At 69.1% G+C, this 13,526-nt stretch carries 16 protein-coding genes and 1 tRNA gene; 13 read left to right on the top strand and 4 right to left on the bottom strand.

The window, feature by feature from the left end:
• Positions 1 to 82: 82 nt before the first annotated feature.
• Complete coding sequence (locus ABTX60_RS22875; RefSeq protein ID WP_352098846.1) at positions 83 to 1,330, bottom strand: NsdA family TPR-like regulatory protein; 1,248 nt, start codon at positions 1,328 to 1,330, stop codon at positions 83 to 85.
• Between the two features lie 158 nt (positions 1,331 to 1,488).
• Entirely contained in the window at positions 1,489 to 1,824 is a 336-nt protein-coding gene (locus ABTX60_RS22870) for a GntR family transcriptional regulator (protein WP_352098845.1), read from the bottom strand.
• 508 nt (positions 1,825 to 2,332) lie between these two features.
• On the opposite strand from ABTX60_RS22870, the gene ABTX60_RS22865 reads away from it, so the two are divergent.
• The 13 genes from ABTX60_RS22865 to ABTX60_RS22805 all read left to right on the top strand — a co-directional run bounded on the left by ABTX60_RS22865 (position 2,333) and on the right by ABTX60_RS22805 (position 12,415).
• The gene (locus tag ABTX60_RS22865; RefSeq protein WP_352098844.1) at positions 2,333 to 2,620 is read left to right on the top strand and encodes a hypothetical protein; all 288 of its coding nucleotides are present in this window, start codon (positions 2,333 to 2,335) and stop codon (positions 2,618 to 2,620) included.
• Positions 2,617 to 3,231, top strand: a complete 615-nt coding sequence (locus ABTX60_RS22860; RefSeq protein WP_352098843.1) for a hypothetical protein — start codon at positions 2,617 to 2,619, stop codon at positions 3,229 to 3,231. Before ABTX60_RS22865 ends, ABTX60_RS22860 begins: the two co-directional genes overlap by 4 nt.
• Positions 3,212 to 4,201, top strand: a complete 990-nt coding sequence (locus ABTX60_RS22855; protein WP_352098842.1) for a DUF2637 domain-containing protein — start codon at positions 3,212 to 3,214, stop codon at positions 4,199 to 4,201. Before ABTX60_RS22860 ends, ABTX60_RS22855 begins: the two co-directional genes overlap by 20 nt.
• Positions 4,201 to 4,581 (top strand): RRQRL motif-containing zinc-binding protein, encoded by a 381-nt coding sequence (locus tag ABTX60_RS22850; protein ID WP_352098841.1) that lies wholly within the window; start codon positions 4,201 to 4,203, stop codon positions 4,579 to 4,581. Before ABTX60_RS22855 ends, ABTX60_RS22850 begins: the two co-directional genes overlap by 1 nt.
• A 90-nt stretch (positions 4,582 to 4,671) precedes the next feature.
• Positions 4,672 to 6,897 (top strand): cell division protein FtsK, encoded by a 2,226-nt coding sequence (locus ABTX60_RS22845; RefSeq protein WP_352098840.1) that lies wholly within the window; start codon positions 4,672 to 4,674, stop codon positions 6,895 to 6,897.
• A 141-nt stretch (positions 6,898 to 7,038) separates the two neighbouring features.
• Entirely contained in the window at positions 7,039 to 7,293 is a 255-nt protein-coding gene (locus ABTX60_RS22840; protein ID WP_352098839.1) for a hypothetical protein, read from the top strand.
• A gap of 159 nt (positions 7,294 to 7,452) precedes the next feature.
• Complete coding sequence (locus ABTX60_RS22835; RefSeq protein WP_352098838.1) at positions 7,453 to 7,653, top strand: hypothetical protein; 201 nt, start codon at positions 7,453 to 7,455, stop codon at positions 7,651 to 7,653.
• 12 nt (positions 7,654 to 7,665) lie between these two features.
• Entirely contained in the window at positions 7,666 to 8,133 is a 468-nt protein-coding gene (locus ABTX60_RS22830; RefSeq protein WP_352098837.1) for a hypothetical protein, read from the top strand.
• Positions 8,134 to 8,293: 160 nt separating this feature from the next.
• The gene (locus ABTX60_RS22825) at positions 8,294 to 9,184 is read left to right on the top strand and encodes a bifunctional DNA primase/polymerase (RefSeq protein ID WP_352098836.1); all 891 of its coding nucleotides are present in this window, start codon (positions 8,294 to 8,296) and stop codon (positions 9,182 to 9,184) included.
• Positions 9,181 to 9,537, top strand: a complete 357-nt coding sequence (locus tag ABTX60_RS22820) for a hypothetical protein (protein WP_352098835.1) — start codon at positions 9,181 to 9,183, stop codon at positions 9,535 to 9,537. Before ABTX60_RS22825 ends, ABTX60_RS22820 begins: the two co-directional genes overlap by 4 nt.
• Positions 9,534 to 10,700, top strand: coding sequence for a DUF3631 domain-containing protein (locus tag ABTX60_RS22815; RefSeq protein WP_352098834.1), 1,167 nt, complete (start codon positions 9,534 to 9,536; stop codon positions 10,698 to 10,700). The genes ABTX60_RS22820 and ABTX60_RS22815 overlap by 4 nt, the downstream gene beginning before the upstream one ends.
• Positions 10,701 to 10,926: 226 nt before the next feature.
• Positions 10,927 to 11,136, top strand: coding sequence for a helix-turn-helix domain-containing protein (locus ABTX60_RS22810; protein WP_352098833.1), 210 nt, complete (start codon positions 10,927 to 10,929; stop codon positions 11,134 to 11,136).
• Positions 11,137 to 11,209: 73 nt separating this feature from the next.
• A complete protein-coding gene (locus ABTX60_RS22805; protein ID WP_352098832.1) occupies positions 11,210 to 12,415 on the top strand; it encodes a site-specific integrase in 1,206 nt (401 codons plus the stop codon).
• Positions 12,416 to 12,497: 82 nt separating this feature from the next.
• On the opposite strand, the gene ABTX60_RS22800 is transcribed toward ABTX60_RS22805, so the two are convergent.
• Both ABTX60_RS22800 and ABTX60_RS22795 read right to left on the bottom strand, forming a co-directional pair.
• Positions 12,498 to 12,571 (bottom strand) — tRNA-Pro (locus ABTX60_RS22800).
• 47 nt (positions 12,572 to 12,618) lie between these two features.
• Complete coding sequence (locus tag ABTX60_RS22795) at positions 12,619 to 13,389, bottom strand: Pr6Pr family membrane protein (RefSeq protein WP_352098831.1); 771 nt, start codon at positions 13,387 to 13,389, stop codon at positions 12,619 to 12,621.
• Positions 13,390 to 13,526 lie beyond the last annotated feature (137 nt).

Genomic DNA, 13,526 nt, shown 5'->3' with positions numbered 1-13,526 from the left:
ACGAACTCAAGGGGCGCGCCGCAACTGCGGGGATGGGAGGTATGCTGGCGTCTGTTGAATAGGGGACGAATGGCGCGTCCTCTTACCGAGGCATGAATCCTGGCTTCTGCTCAGCCAGCGAGTGAAGTCGCGCCAGGTAATCCTGTGCCCCTGGTTCGGAGCTGTAACGGCGCCTCATCTCGGCAGCGAGTTCGCGGCTGGTCATGATGAGCGACGGCACCGACTGACGGTCCCCTTCGAGGGCCCGTTCACCCATGATGAGTGCCTGCTCCAAGTCGCCCTCACGTGCCGACGTGACTCCGAGTGTGACCCGCGCTTCCGCGTTGCGCATGGGTGAGCGTTCGGTGCCGTCAAAGTCCGTTCCCGCCCTCAGTACCTCTTCGGCGAGCGTGCGGGCCAGCTTGTCCTCACCGACCAGGCGGTAGCAGTCCATCGCATAGAAGTCGAACTTGGCGGGGTCCACCACAAAGTGGTTGTCCAGGTTTTCGGGGTACGGCATTCCTTCGAGCAGCCGCCGTCCCTTGTCCAGAGCCACCTCGACTTGCCGACGGTCCCCGATCCGCGCCCAAGCCTTGGCCTCCTGACCAGCGAGCTGTACAGCCACGCCGGCATGCGGTGCCCTTCCGGCCCCGGCCTGGGCCGCAGCGATCACGCCCCGGTAATCGCCGGTAGTGAGAGCGAACCAGGCCCGCATCTCGTGCGCCCAACCGGCGACCTCCGCATGGTCGGCCTCAGTCGCGAGCGAGAGCGCGGCTTGCCGCGTCGACTCTGCCGCGTGGCGGGCGCCTGTGTCGTACTCGACACAGCCGACGAGTAGGGCGAGCCAACCAGACAGCGCGAGCACTTCACGGTGCTGCGCGAGCGTGAGGCTCTTCGTGTGGAGGTCGACCACACGTCGCAGCCACTGCCGCCCCTCGATCAGGAGCTGCTCGCTCGGCATGAACGGGTACTCCGATGCGAGCCGGTCCGCAGTGATCCGAAGGGCATCAAGCGTGGCGTTGTCGACGTCGGACCGGTTGAGGCGACTCACGATCTCCAGCGTCTCCATTCCGGAGGCTGCCAGAATCTCCTTGTCTCCGTCCCGCCGTGCCGGCGCCGGGAACAGTGCATGCGTCACGGTGCCGAACAGGGCCGCGATGATCGGTTGGTAGAAGTCGTTCGGCATCTGGCCTGACTCCCAGCGCTTCCACTGGCGAATCATGCTCTCTTCCGCAGGCAGCTCCGTGGGAGCGTGCGCCCGCAGCGCCTTGACCGCGTCACGCTGCGACCAGTCACGGGCCGCTCGTTCGGCAGCGATGCGCCGCGCCCATGCGGGCCTGTCGTCGGTCATGTGCCCTCCTTCGAGTGCCTACTCCGAGTCTCACCCGCGGGCCAGGGGGACAGGGAAGGTGACACGGGGGTGTCACTGGACATGTCCCCACCTCCGCTTCGGCGTCCCCTGGCTGTCACTTACCTCACAACTCCCGTTCTCTGCATGCTGGTTGCAGATCACGCACCACCCGGGGCGGAACGCTCTTCGAGCGCTACGACCCGTTCAGTCAACGCCTGAATCTGGGAGCGGATTTCCTTGATGTCGTCGCGCACGTCGCTGCTGGGGGAAGCCCCGTCGCTGACGAAGTTGCCGAGGTTCCCTGCCGACACGATCAACCCTTCGGCCCGAAGCGCCGCCAATCCGTTCTGGATGGTCTGGCTCGCGAACCCGAACCGGTCGATCAACTCGCGCTGTGAGGGGAGCTTTTCCCCCGGCTTCATTCTCTTGATGTCTTCGCGCAGTGCGTCCGCGACCTGCACCGCTTTCGGCTTCGGCCCTCCTGTGACAGTCATGCTCTGAGCGTACCCACCACAGCGAACTAGAGCGCATCACCTCACATGGGTTGTGCACCACAGCAGACTAGTGCAAGCTAGTTAGCAAGCGGTCGCCCGGAACTTCGGTTAGCGGCCGCTTGACCTGCACGAATGGTTCGGGATTGCCCGTAGCTGCCGCTTGCGGCGGTCGGAAGGCGGCTTAGGTCGCGCGCCGCGGGCCCCGCACTGACCGCACCTTGAGAACTCAACAGCGGACGGAGGATCTACCGCCTGTCCTCAGCACCAAGAAGGCGGCCCGCGCGGAGCAAGACCCGCGCACTCGATCATGCGGGCGGCCCCGACCTGGCATCTCATGCCTTCGGTTTCGCTCGCTTCCAGAACTGCCCCGATGGTCGCAGGCCGGGTTCGACTCCCGGCCGGGGCACTCACCCCTGCCGCGCTCGCGGCTGGGGCTCGGAGCAGTCGCCGTCTCACCAACACGCCTGCGGCTCTCCGGCTTCCTGTCCCTCCAACCAGGAGCCCCAACATGCGTACCTTCATCGGCCATCAGCAGGCCGTCACCACCGATGAGTTTGTGGAACTCGCGCTCGGCACTCCGATCGAACTGTGGCTCGGAGTCGAGGGCGAGACCGATGAGGAGCGCGCGGCCCGCGAGGACGCGGCCCGCGACATCCTCGCCGACAACCCCGGCCTTGCCGACGACGTAGCCCGCATCGCTGCCGAGGTCATCGACACGCACCCGGAGCTGTTCGACGTCGTCCCGCTGCCGCGCCCCGGCCGTCGCAGTGCGACGCGCAAGGCGGTGGCGGCATGACGACGGTGGCCCCCGCTCCCGAGGCACTGACCGACCACACCGGCAAGCCGCGCCCCATGTTCGACATGCCGCTGACCTACGAGCAGGCCCGGTTGGGCATGGCCTTCCACGAGGCTGGGCACGCCGTGCTGTCTATGGCTTACGGCATGCACATCGCCAAGTCCAAGGTCATTGCGTGGGAGCCGGAACCGGGCAAGTGGGCCGTCACTGGCAGCACCAGGAGCCAGGCCCACAACACTCCGCCGTGGCACTACGCCGCACAGTGCGCAGCCGGAGAGATTGCCCACGTGCAGTACCTCATGGCTTACGGGCTGTGGACGCCTGAGCGCGCCGCCGCATGCGCTGCCGACCATGACCGTGAGCTGGCCATCGACGTGCTCGCCCAATTCGGCTTCCGCCTCGGCCGCGACCACGTGCCGGAGGGCGGCAAGTCCTGGGGGATGGTGCGCGGGATGGCCCGCCGCAAGGTCTGCCACCTGTGGCGCGAGATCTGGACTGTGGCGCACGCCATGACCGAGCGCACGGTTCTGACCGGCGACGAGATCGCCGCCCTGACCGGACTGGTCAACCCGCCGTTCGAGGGGGTGCGGAATGACGACGCAGACCACTGAGCGTCCGGGCGTACCGCCGCTGACCCGCCCGGAAATGGGGCTCGCCGGAGTCGGCGCGCTCGCCGCGGCCGGTGTCGGCGCGCTGGGTCTGATCTCCTCGTTCGACGCCGTGTCCGCTGCTGCTGCGCGTTGGGGTTTCGGTGAGCCGTGGATGCTGCCGGTCGGTATCGACGTGGCCATTCCGGTGTTCACCGTGGCCAACCTTCTGTTGATCCGGATGGATATGGCGCTCGCGTGGGTGCGGTTCGTGCCCTGGGTCCTCACGCTGGTCACCTGCGGGCTTAACGTCGCGGCCGGACAGGGTATGTGGGCGAAGGTCGCCCACGGCACCATGCCGCTGCTGTGGGTGGTGTTCTCCGAGATCGGCGCGCACATCTACGCCGTACGGATCGGCGCGGCCACCGGTCGGCGCATGGAGAAGATCCGGTTCTCTCGTTGGCTTCTCGCCTTCCCCTCTACCTTCGCGCTGTGGCGCCGCATGACGCTGTGGGAGGTCACCTCCTACTCGGAGGCGCTGAAGCGGGAGAGGGAGCGGCAGTTGGCCCGCGCGGACCTGCGGGAGCGCTACGGCCGTAAGTGGCGCTCGAAGACCCCGCGGCGCGAGCGTGTGATGCTGCGCATGGGCGAACTCGCCCCCGCCACCGAGCAGGAGGCACCCACCCCGCCCCCGGCGGAGACTCCGCCGGCACCCCCTGCCGACCCCAAGCCGCGCCCGCGCCGCCGACCCGCCGCCAAAGGCAAGCCCAAGGCGCAGCGCACCTTCGACGAGCTGCTGACCGACGCCCGCGAGAAAACCGCCGACTGGCCGGACGCGGAGTTGACCGCGGACCGCATCCGCACCACGCTGCACGTCTCGCAGGCCAACGCCCGCACGCTGCGCGACACCCTGAAGCGCGAGCGCGCTGAGGGCCGCCCGCTGCACGCTGTGGACGCGCCGGAGGACGAGGAGTCAGAGACTGAGGCCGCCTGATGCCCGGGGCATTCGGCAAGTGCTTCGACCCTTCCGGTAGCCAGTTCGGCATCCCCACCTACCCGTGGCGCTACGCCCCCGACGGGCTCGCCACGCGCCGCCAGCTCCGCGCCCGCGGCTTACGTCCGGGCGGGCAGCCGATCGCGGCTCAGGTCCTGCGACCGCGCTACCGGCGCGGCCCGCTGGTCGCGTACCTCTACCGCGTCGACCGCGCCAAGCCGGTCCGCCCGATGACGCCGGGCAAGCGGGCCGCGCTCGCCAAGGCGATGCGCGCCCGCCGTACCTGCCCGGTGTGCCGGATGGAGGCCGGATACGTCATCCCTGGCTCGCTCGGCATGTGCGTGCCTTGCGCCTACCCCGAGGAACAGCGCGCCGCTTGAACTTCCCACCAACCATCCGGCAGGGCCGGTCCGCCCACCTCCTACAGCGACGGACCGGCCCTGCCTTCCTCCCCTTGGAAGGGAATCTCAGTGAAGCACCCCGACGACGACAACGAACTCTTCAACCGACTCGAAGCCGAGATGGCAGCCGACTCCGGCGGCGAAGTAGTCGACCTCGACAAGGCACGGTCGGCCCGTGCCGAGTCGGCCGACCCGACCACCCGACCCGACGCCGACCGGTCGCCCGACTCCCGCGCGGACGGGTCGGGCAGCGAGTCGGGCAACCCGACCGCCCGCGTGGTGGTCGACCAGCCGAACCCGACCGCCACCGGTCCGGGCTACCTCGGTCGGCTGCGCGGGGCGCAGCGCCGTGCGGTGGTTCCGCTGTGGCTGCGTTCGGTGGCGGAGCTGCGGACCGCCACGGCGTGGGTGGCCCGCCACTACGCGCACGCCGCCGGGTATCACGCGCTGCGTGCCCCGGTCTACGCCGCACGGCTCACGCTTCAGGCACCGACCGGTGCCGCCCGGTTCGTGGGCGGTACGATGCGGTGGGTGGCCGACCGTGAGGGGGAGCCGGTCCGACTCGCCGCGGTCCGCCGCGAGGACGCAGCCGAGTACCTGAAGCTGTCGCGGCAGCGCGACGGACGGGTCCGACTGCGCACGCTGGTGACCGTGCTCGCCATGTTCGTCGGGCTCGGCGCCGCGCTCGCCATGTACGTGCTCGCCCCCGGCTGGCTTCAGGCGGTGTCGGTGAGCGCGGTCCTAATGGCGCTCGGCTACGCCGGACAGCAGGCGGACGCCCCGGTCATCCACAGGGCTGTGGAACTTCCCAAGGCGGTCAAGCTCACCAGTGACATCGTGCTGCGTGCGCTCGGGGCGCTCGGCATCCCCGCCATCAACCAGGCGCAGGCCAAGGGCCGCGACGGGTTCGAGTTCACCGCCCCGATCACCCGCGACGGCCCCGGCTGGCGCGCGGAGGGCAACCTGCCGTACGGCGTCACGGTGACCGACGTCATCGAGCGTCGCGACCGGCTCGCTTCCGGCCTGCGCCGCCCGCTGGGGTGCGTGTGGCCCGAGGCGGTGCCGGATGAGCACACCGGTCACCTCGTGCTGTGGGTGGGGGATCAGGACATGTCCCGCGCCAAGCAGCCCAAGTGGCCGCTGCTCAAGTCGGGTTCGGTGGACCTGTTCAAGCCGGTCGCCTACGGCACCGACCAGCGCGGACGCTGGGTCGAAGCAACGCTCATGTACATCGCGGGTGTCATCGGCGCCATCCCGCGCATGGGCAAGACGTTCCTGCTCCGCCTGCTGCTGCTCATCGCCGCCCTCGACCCGCGGGCGGAGCTGCACACCTACGACATGAAGGGCACCGGTGACCTGGACCCGGTTGGTGACGCCGTCTCCCACCGGCACGCTGCGGGCGACGATGACGACTCCATCACCTACTGCCTGAACGACTTCCGGGCGCTGCGCGAGGAGTTGCGGCGCCGCACCAAGGTGATCCGCTCGCTTCCGCGGGACGTCTGCCCGGAGTCGAAGGTGACCAGCGCTCTCGCCGACAAGCGCTCCCTTGGACTGCACCCGATCGTGATCGGCGTGGATGAGTGCCAGGTTCTCTTCGAGCACCCCGAGCACGCCAAGGAGTTCGAGGAGATCGCAACCGACCTGGTCAAGCGCGGCCCCGCCACCGGCATCGTGCTGCTACTCGCCACGCAGCGCCCGGACGCCAAGGCGCTGCCCACCGGCATCAGCGCGAACGCTTCGGCCCGCTGGTGCCTGAAGGTCATGGGCCAGCTGGAGAACGACATGGTGCTCGGCACGTCCGCGTACAAGCGGGGCGTGCGGGCGACCATGTTCGCCTGGGGTGACAAGGGCATTCACTACTTCGTCGGTGAAGGCTCTGACGCCCGGATCGTGCGCTCCGTATATGTCGACGGACAGGGTGCCGACGCCATCGGCGCCCGCGCCCGCCGCTTGCGCGAGGAAGCGGGCACCCTGTCCGGTCACGCGCTCGGCGAGGCGCCCGAGCCGGTCACCAGCGCGTATGACCTGCTGCGCGACATCCTCGCCGTTGTGCCGGCCGGTGAGCCCAAGGTGTGGTCCGAGACCGTCGTTGCCCGGCTCGCAGAACTGCGCGAGGAGGTCTACGACGGCTGGGACCCCGAGGGACTGGCCGCGGCCCTGAAGCCTCACGGCATCTCCACCATCCAGGTGGGCCGCCGCGTGAAGGGCAAGGTCGTCAACCGGCGCGGCATCGACCGCTCCCACATCACCGCTGCGATTGCGGAGCGTGACGGAAAGCGGGACGCGGGCTGAGTGTCCGAGGCCGCTAGCGCTAGCGGCACGCCCCGCTAACGTTAGCGGCTCCGCTAGCGCCCCAAACCCGCTCTGAGCAGGCCGCTAGCTGATAGCGGCCCATCTGCGGAAACCCTTGAAACCCGCCTGGAAGGGCCCGTCATGACCCCTGTCCTGCTCGCTATCACCCTGATTCTCGGCGTAACGCTGTGTTATGTCGCGGTGTGTGCTGCCTCGCCGTTCGGCAACTGCCGCAAGTGCAACGGCTGGGGCTTCGCCATGAAGAGCGACCGCAAGGGCCGCATGAAGCGCGGCAAGGACTGCCGCCGCTGCAAGGCCACCGGCAAGCGCATACGCGTCGGCCGCTGGCTCTACAACCGCTGGGCCCGCATCTACCGCGCAGGCACCGCCGACTAGCGGCTCACGGAATCGGACCGGCGGCCACCCGCTACAGCGGAATCGCACGAGGCAAGTGCTCGCCAGCGCGACCGCCGATCCATGTCCCCAAGCTTGCGAGCACCTGGGGCCCGCGCAGCGTATCCCCCCGTCAACCTCGCCTGAAAGCGAGTTTCTCCCGTGATCCTCAACATCTCCGCCGTGCTGCTCTTCGGCGCCGCCTCCGCCCTCGCCGTCAAGACCAAGTCCGCCGGAGGCGGCGCGGCCATCGTCCTGTTCCTCTTCGGGTTCTTCGCCGCCGGAACCGGCGCCTACGAGCCCATCCACAACCTCGTGCAGGCATGCGCCGACACCCTCAACGTCAACGACCTCGACAACTGAGGAGACACCGCCGTGAACGAACCCACCGCCTACAGCCTCCCGGCGAGTCACGAGACGGCCGCCGTGGAAGTCCACCACCCCACCCCGATCGCGCCCGCGCACACCGCCCCGATCGTGCCCGTGCAGCCGGGCACCATCCCGACCGTGGCGAGCGTCATCCTCCCGGACGGCCGCATCATCACCGGCTACGCCGTAGCACCGGCTCAGCCGGAACCGGTCGCCGCCAAACCGGCCGTGTCCCGCACGGCGGTGAACGTCGCCCTCGGCGGTGTCGGGTTCCTCGCGGCGTGCGGCGGGCTGCTGCTGGTCACCTCGTTCATCGCCGCCCTGACCGCGTTCATCGGGCAGCTCATCATCCTCGCCGCCGTCATCTTCGGCGGCTGGATCGCCGTGCAGGTCTTCAGCGCGAGCGGCCATCGCAGCGGGACCACGGTCAATATCCGCAGGGCCGTCTTCAAGCGCAACCACTTCCACAGCTAGCTACGCCCGAGGCGGGCGCCGTCTCACCACAAGCCTGCGCCCGCCCCGGTTCTCCAGTCCCTCCAAGAGAGCAGGAGACATCCAGCATGACCCAACGAGCGCCGTTCGGCGAGGGCCGTCCGGCTCATGCCACCCCATCGAGCGCGCCGGGGGTGACGGCATGAACCGTCACCTCCTCTACGCCGCCCTCGACGCGGCGGAGCAGGGATGGGCCGTCCTCCCGCTGCGTCCTGGCGACAAACGTCCGGCCCTGCACGGTGAGGACGTCTGCCCCGGCATCGGGGACTGCGCGGGCGGTCACCGCAAGTGGGAAGAGCGCGCCACCATCGACCCGGACCGCATCCGTCGCGCGTGGGGCGACCTGCCGTTCAACGTCGGCATCGCGACCGGCCCGTCCGGGCTGGTCGTCGTCGACCTCGACGTGCCCAAGCGGAAGAGCAGTACGGACACGCCTAACGGCGTGACGACCTTCACGGCGCTCTGCGAGCGCGCCGGGCAGGCTGTGCCCACCACCCGCACGGTGCGGACCGCGAGCGGCGGAGTGCATCTGTACTTCACCGCCCCGCCCGGCGCCCGGCTCGGCAACACGGCCGGACGGCTCGGCAAGCGCATCGACACCCGCGCATGGGGCGGCTACGTCGTCGCCCCCGGCAGCCTCACCCCCACCGGCGCCTACGCAGTCGTCAACGACGCGCCGCTCGCGCCCCTGCCGGACTGGCTGCACAGTCGTCTGACGACACGTCAGGCTTCGCAGGCACTGATGGCTGCACCATCGGCCGTTCGGGCCTCTCGCTATGCCGCAGCGGGCTTGAACGCGGAAACCGCGTCCGTGCGGCAGGCCCCGGAGGGCGAGCGCAACGCCACCTTGCTGCGGGCCGCGCGAGCCCTGGGACGGTTCATCGCGTGGGGCGACCTCCCCAGGGAGCAGGTTGAGGAGGCTCTTCAGTGGGCGGGGGAGCAGACCGGTCTCTCGCCGCGGTCCTGTGAGGCGACCATTCGCAGTGGTCTGAACTGGTCGATCGCCCGCAACGGCCAGCGGAGGGCGGCATGAGCACCCCGCCCCGCCCCTCCCTGAAGAGCCTCCCCGACACCCCGAGCGGCCCGCGCTCCGCCGCACCCGCCACGTCCAATCTGGCCGTGGGCGAGCCGAAAGGTGCCGCCCGCAAGGGCGTCCCCTCTGCTCTTCGCCCTGACCCGCGCCAGGGTGACGGCCGGTGCCCAATCGCGTGGCTGTGCATCTCCGCACCGCGCGGCACCGTGCCCACGGCCACCTCGAAGTGCCTGTGCGGCCGCGACCGCAGCGCCGTCGGCCACAGGAAGGTGCTCGCCCTGATCGACGACCACACCGCCCACCGTGACGCATGCCCGCTCCGCACCAACCAGGAAGGGAGGCAGGCGGCATGAGCACCAATCCGCCGGCACCCGCCACCGATGGCGCCGCACTGCTCGACGAGGTCGAAGCCTTCCACCGGCGCTTCAACATCTTCCCCCTCGAAGCCGCCTACGTCGCCGTCACGCTGTGGGACGCGCACGCCCACCTGCTCGACTGCTTCGACTCCACCCCGCGACTCGCGTTCCTCTCCCCGGAGCCGGGCTCGGGCAAGTCCCGCGCGCTGGAGATCGTGGAAACCCTCGTGCCGCAACCTATGGTCGCGGTCAACGCCTCCGCCTCCGCGCTCTTCCGCGCGGTCTCCGGGATGGAGGGACGGCCCACGATCCTTTTCGACGAGATCGACACCGTCTTCGGACCCAAGGCCGGAGAGAACGAACAGCTCCGCGGGTTCCTCAACGCAGGTCACCGACGTTCCGGCGTCATGTGGCGCTGCGTCGGCGACGGGGCCAATCAGCAGGTACAGGAGTTCCCCTCGTTCTGCGGGGTCGCGGTCGCCGGTCTCGGCTCACTGCCGGACACGATCCTGACCCGCTCCGTCATCGTCCGCATGCGCCGCCGCGCCCCCAACGAGCGCGTGGAGCCGTTCCGGCAGCGCATCCACGAGAGGGAAGGCCACGCCCTGCGCGACCGGCTCGCCGCCTGGACACAGTCCGTCCGCCATACGGTCGATGGGGTCTTCCCGGAGCTCCCGGAAGGCATCAGCGACCGGCCCGCGGACGTGTGGGAACCCCTGCTCGCCGTGGCCGACGCGGCGGGCGGAGCGTGGCCGGAGCGGGCCCGCGCCGCCTGCATCGAGCTGGTCAACGCGGCCAAGACCAGCGACAAGGGCAGCATCGGCATCCGCCTGCTCACCGACCTGCGCGACTACGTGTTCAACGGCATCGACCGCCTGCCCACCGTCGCCATCCTCGACCGGCTCCACAGCCTCGAAGAGGCACCGTGGGCGGACATGAGCGGCAAGCCCCTCGATGCCCGCGGGCTGTCGCGGATGCTGCGGGAGTACATGACTGCCGACAACGCTCCCATTGCGGCCCGCAACATCAAGGCGGGTGGCAGCGTCATGAAGGGCTACTACGCGAGCGATCTGCACGACGCGTGGCAGCGCTACTGCCCGCCCCCCGCTGAAAGTGCGCTACTTCCGCTACCTCCGCTACCGGGCAGGTCAGAGCCCTAAAACCGGTAGCGGATACGTGCTCCGTGTCCGCTACCGCCCCGCCCCATCCGCTACCCGCCCCGCGGCCACGAACCCGGGGCCGGTAGCGGCTCCATCCGCTACCGCTACCCCTATCCGCTACCTCGATCATGCCCCTGACCAGGGCGGTAGCGGAGGTAGCGGAAGTAGCGGACCTGACAGGAAGGGGGCCACCGCCCCCAGAACCCTGCCGAGGAGGCACCGCAGCATGACCACGGTTGCTGAACCTGCCGAACAGCTTCTCTACCGGCCCGAAGAGGCGGCCAAAGCTCTCAGGATCGGACGGTCAATGGTCTACGAGGAGATACGCCTCGGACGCCTTCAGACCGTGCGCATCGGCCGTCGCCGACTCGTGCCGCCGGAGTACATCGCTCAGTACGTCGAACTGCTCAAGCGCGAGGCGGAATCCACCGCCTGAAGTTCCCCTCACCTAGTTCTACAGGGCCGCGTCCTTCAGGGCGCGGCCCTGTCCTATGGAGGCACAGCACAGCATGACCGAGACCCCGAAGCGCGCCCAAAGGGCTGGCCACGGTGCGGACACGATCTATTGGGACCCCGTCAAGAAGAGCTACGTGGGAGCCGTCTCCCTGGGGTACGCCCCGAACGGCAAGCGCCGTCGCCCCAAGGTGTACGGCAAGACGAAGACCGAAGTTCGCCAGAAAATCCGGGACCTGAAGAAGGAGTTGCAGACCGGCGTCAAGGCGCCGGCCAACTACACCGTGGCCGACGCGGTGAACGAGTGGTTGGAGCGCGGGCTAAAGGGGCGCGACGAGAGGGGCACCATCGGCAAGAACCGCTCGATGGCAAACAAGCACCTGATTCCGTTCATCGGCAAGGCCAAGCTGAAGGAACTCATCGCGGACGACGTGGACGACTGGTTGGACGGCAGGGCTGAATTCCTAGCAACACGAAGTCTGCGTGATCTGCTCGCCATCCTGCGCCGCTCCATCGAGCACGCTCAGCGTAGGGACAAGGCGGCACGGAATGTCGCCCTGCTCGTCACCGCACCGGAGGGGCGTCCCGGCCGTCCGAGCAAGGCGCTGAATTTGGAACAGGCGAAAGCCGTGCTCACCGCCGCGCGTCCCTCACGGCTGTACGCCTACCTTGTGCTCTCGCTCCTCAGTGGCGTGCGCACGGAAGAGGCGCGCCCCCTCACCTGGGATCACGTCTTCCTGGAGACGACAGACGGCATCCCGCCCCACGTCGCGGTGTGGCGCTCGGTGCGCAAGCACGGTGAGACCAAGACCAGGAAGAGCCGCCGGACCATTGCTCTGCCGAAGCAGGTGGTCGACGTCCTCGAAGAGCACATGCGATGGCAGAAGCAGGAGCGGGCATCGAGAGGGATGGAGTGGAGCCCGACCGGTCGTGTTTTCACGACTCGGAGCGGCGAGCCGCTGGACGCAGCCAACGTCCGGCGAGACTTCAAGGCCATAGTGAGGAAGGCCGGACTGAAGCCTGAGTGGACGCCGCGGGAGCTCCGGCACAGCTTCGTGTCCCTGCTCTCTGACCACGGCATCCCGCTGGAGCGGATCGCGATCCTGGTCGGTCACAGCAGTCAGGCGACCACAGAGGCTGTCTACCGGAAGCAGCTCCGGCCCGTGATCACGCAGGGTGCCGAAGCGATGGACGACATCTTCGCCGAAGATCAGGAAGGGGAGGCCGCGGAGGACGACGAAGAGGGCGACGTGGTGGCCTGATCAAATTCGTTTGGCCCCCTGTTTGGCCCCCGAGCACGACAAAGGGCCAATCGCGATCATGCGATTGGCCCTCTGACCAGCGTCGGGGTGGCGGGATTTGAACCCACGACCTCTTCGTCCCGAACGAAGCGCGCTGCCAAGCTGCGCTACACCCCGATGTCGCTGCTGTCGCGGCGACGACGTTTACTTTAGCCCACCGGTGGCTAGAGACGAAATCCGGTTTTGCCGCGGTGGCGGATGGGGTTCGGGCGGGCGTGATCGAGGGCCACGAGGAGGACGGCCAGGGCGTAGAAGGAGAGGCCCAGGAGGAGGGCGTTGCCGAGCACCCGCTTGAAGCCGTCCTGGCCGACGTCCAGGAAGGGGTAGAGGTAGCGGTCGGGTGTGCCCGGGAGGAGCAGCTCGCCCCGGGTGAGGCAGAACGCCAGGTAGGCCATCGGGTAGAGGAGCCAGGTGCTGGCCTGGCGGAGGTGCAGGCGGCCGGGGGACGTGAGCAGGAGCCAGTCCAGTACCGCCGCGATCGGGGTCACCGTGTGCAGCATCCCGTGGGAGACGGCCTGCCAGCCCGTCGGGGTGGCGGCCTCGCCCGTGAGGGAGAAGGGGCTCGCCTCGTTCGCCAGGAGCAGGTGGTGCACCAAGGCCGCGATCACGACGTAGAGCAGCGTCGCGCCCAGCACCGCACCCGGCAGGGGGCGCCGGGCCGTCCATGCGCGGCGGGCCGAGAGGGTCATGACCAGTGCCAGGAGCATGTTGCTCTGGATCACGAAGTAGCTCAGGACGCGGGGCGGGTCGCCGAGGAGTACTTCGAGTGTCACGCCCGCGGCCGCCGCGAGGGCGACCATCAGACGGAAGGTCGCGGCCGCGGGGCGGCGGACCGGGGTGACGACGGCCGTGGCGGGCACGGGGGCGGGCTTCAGTGCCGGCGGGGACGGTATCGCTGGGAGGTCCGGGATGTCCCGGGGTATCGGGGCGGTCATGCCCCCACGCTGACAGAAACGGACATAGGGGGCGATGCGGGCGCGGCTGTGTGGGTTACCCCATGCGGGCGGCTGATGGCGGTGCCGCCGGTCCCCCCGGCCCGAGGCCTTTCACCGGGGCCATCACCATGTCAGCG

The organism is Streptomyces sp. NPDC126510 (genome assembly GCF_040302345.1).
Taxonomy (GTDB): domain Bacteria; phylum Actinomycetota; class Actinomycetes; order Streptomycetales; family Streptomycetaceae; genus Streptomyces.
The sequence above is the reverse complement of the archived record's forward strand: the minus strand, read 5'-3'. Positions and strand labels throughout refer to the sequence as shown.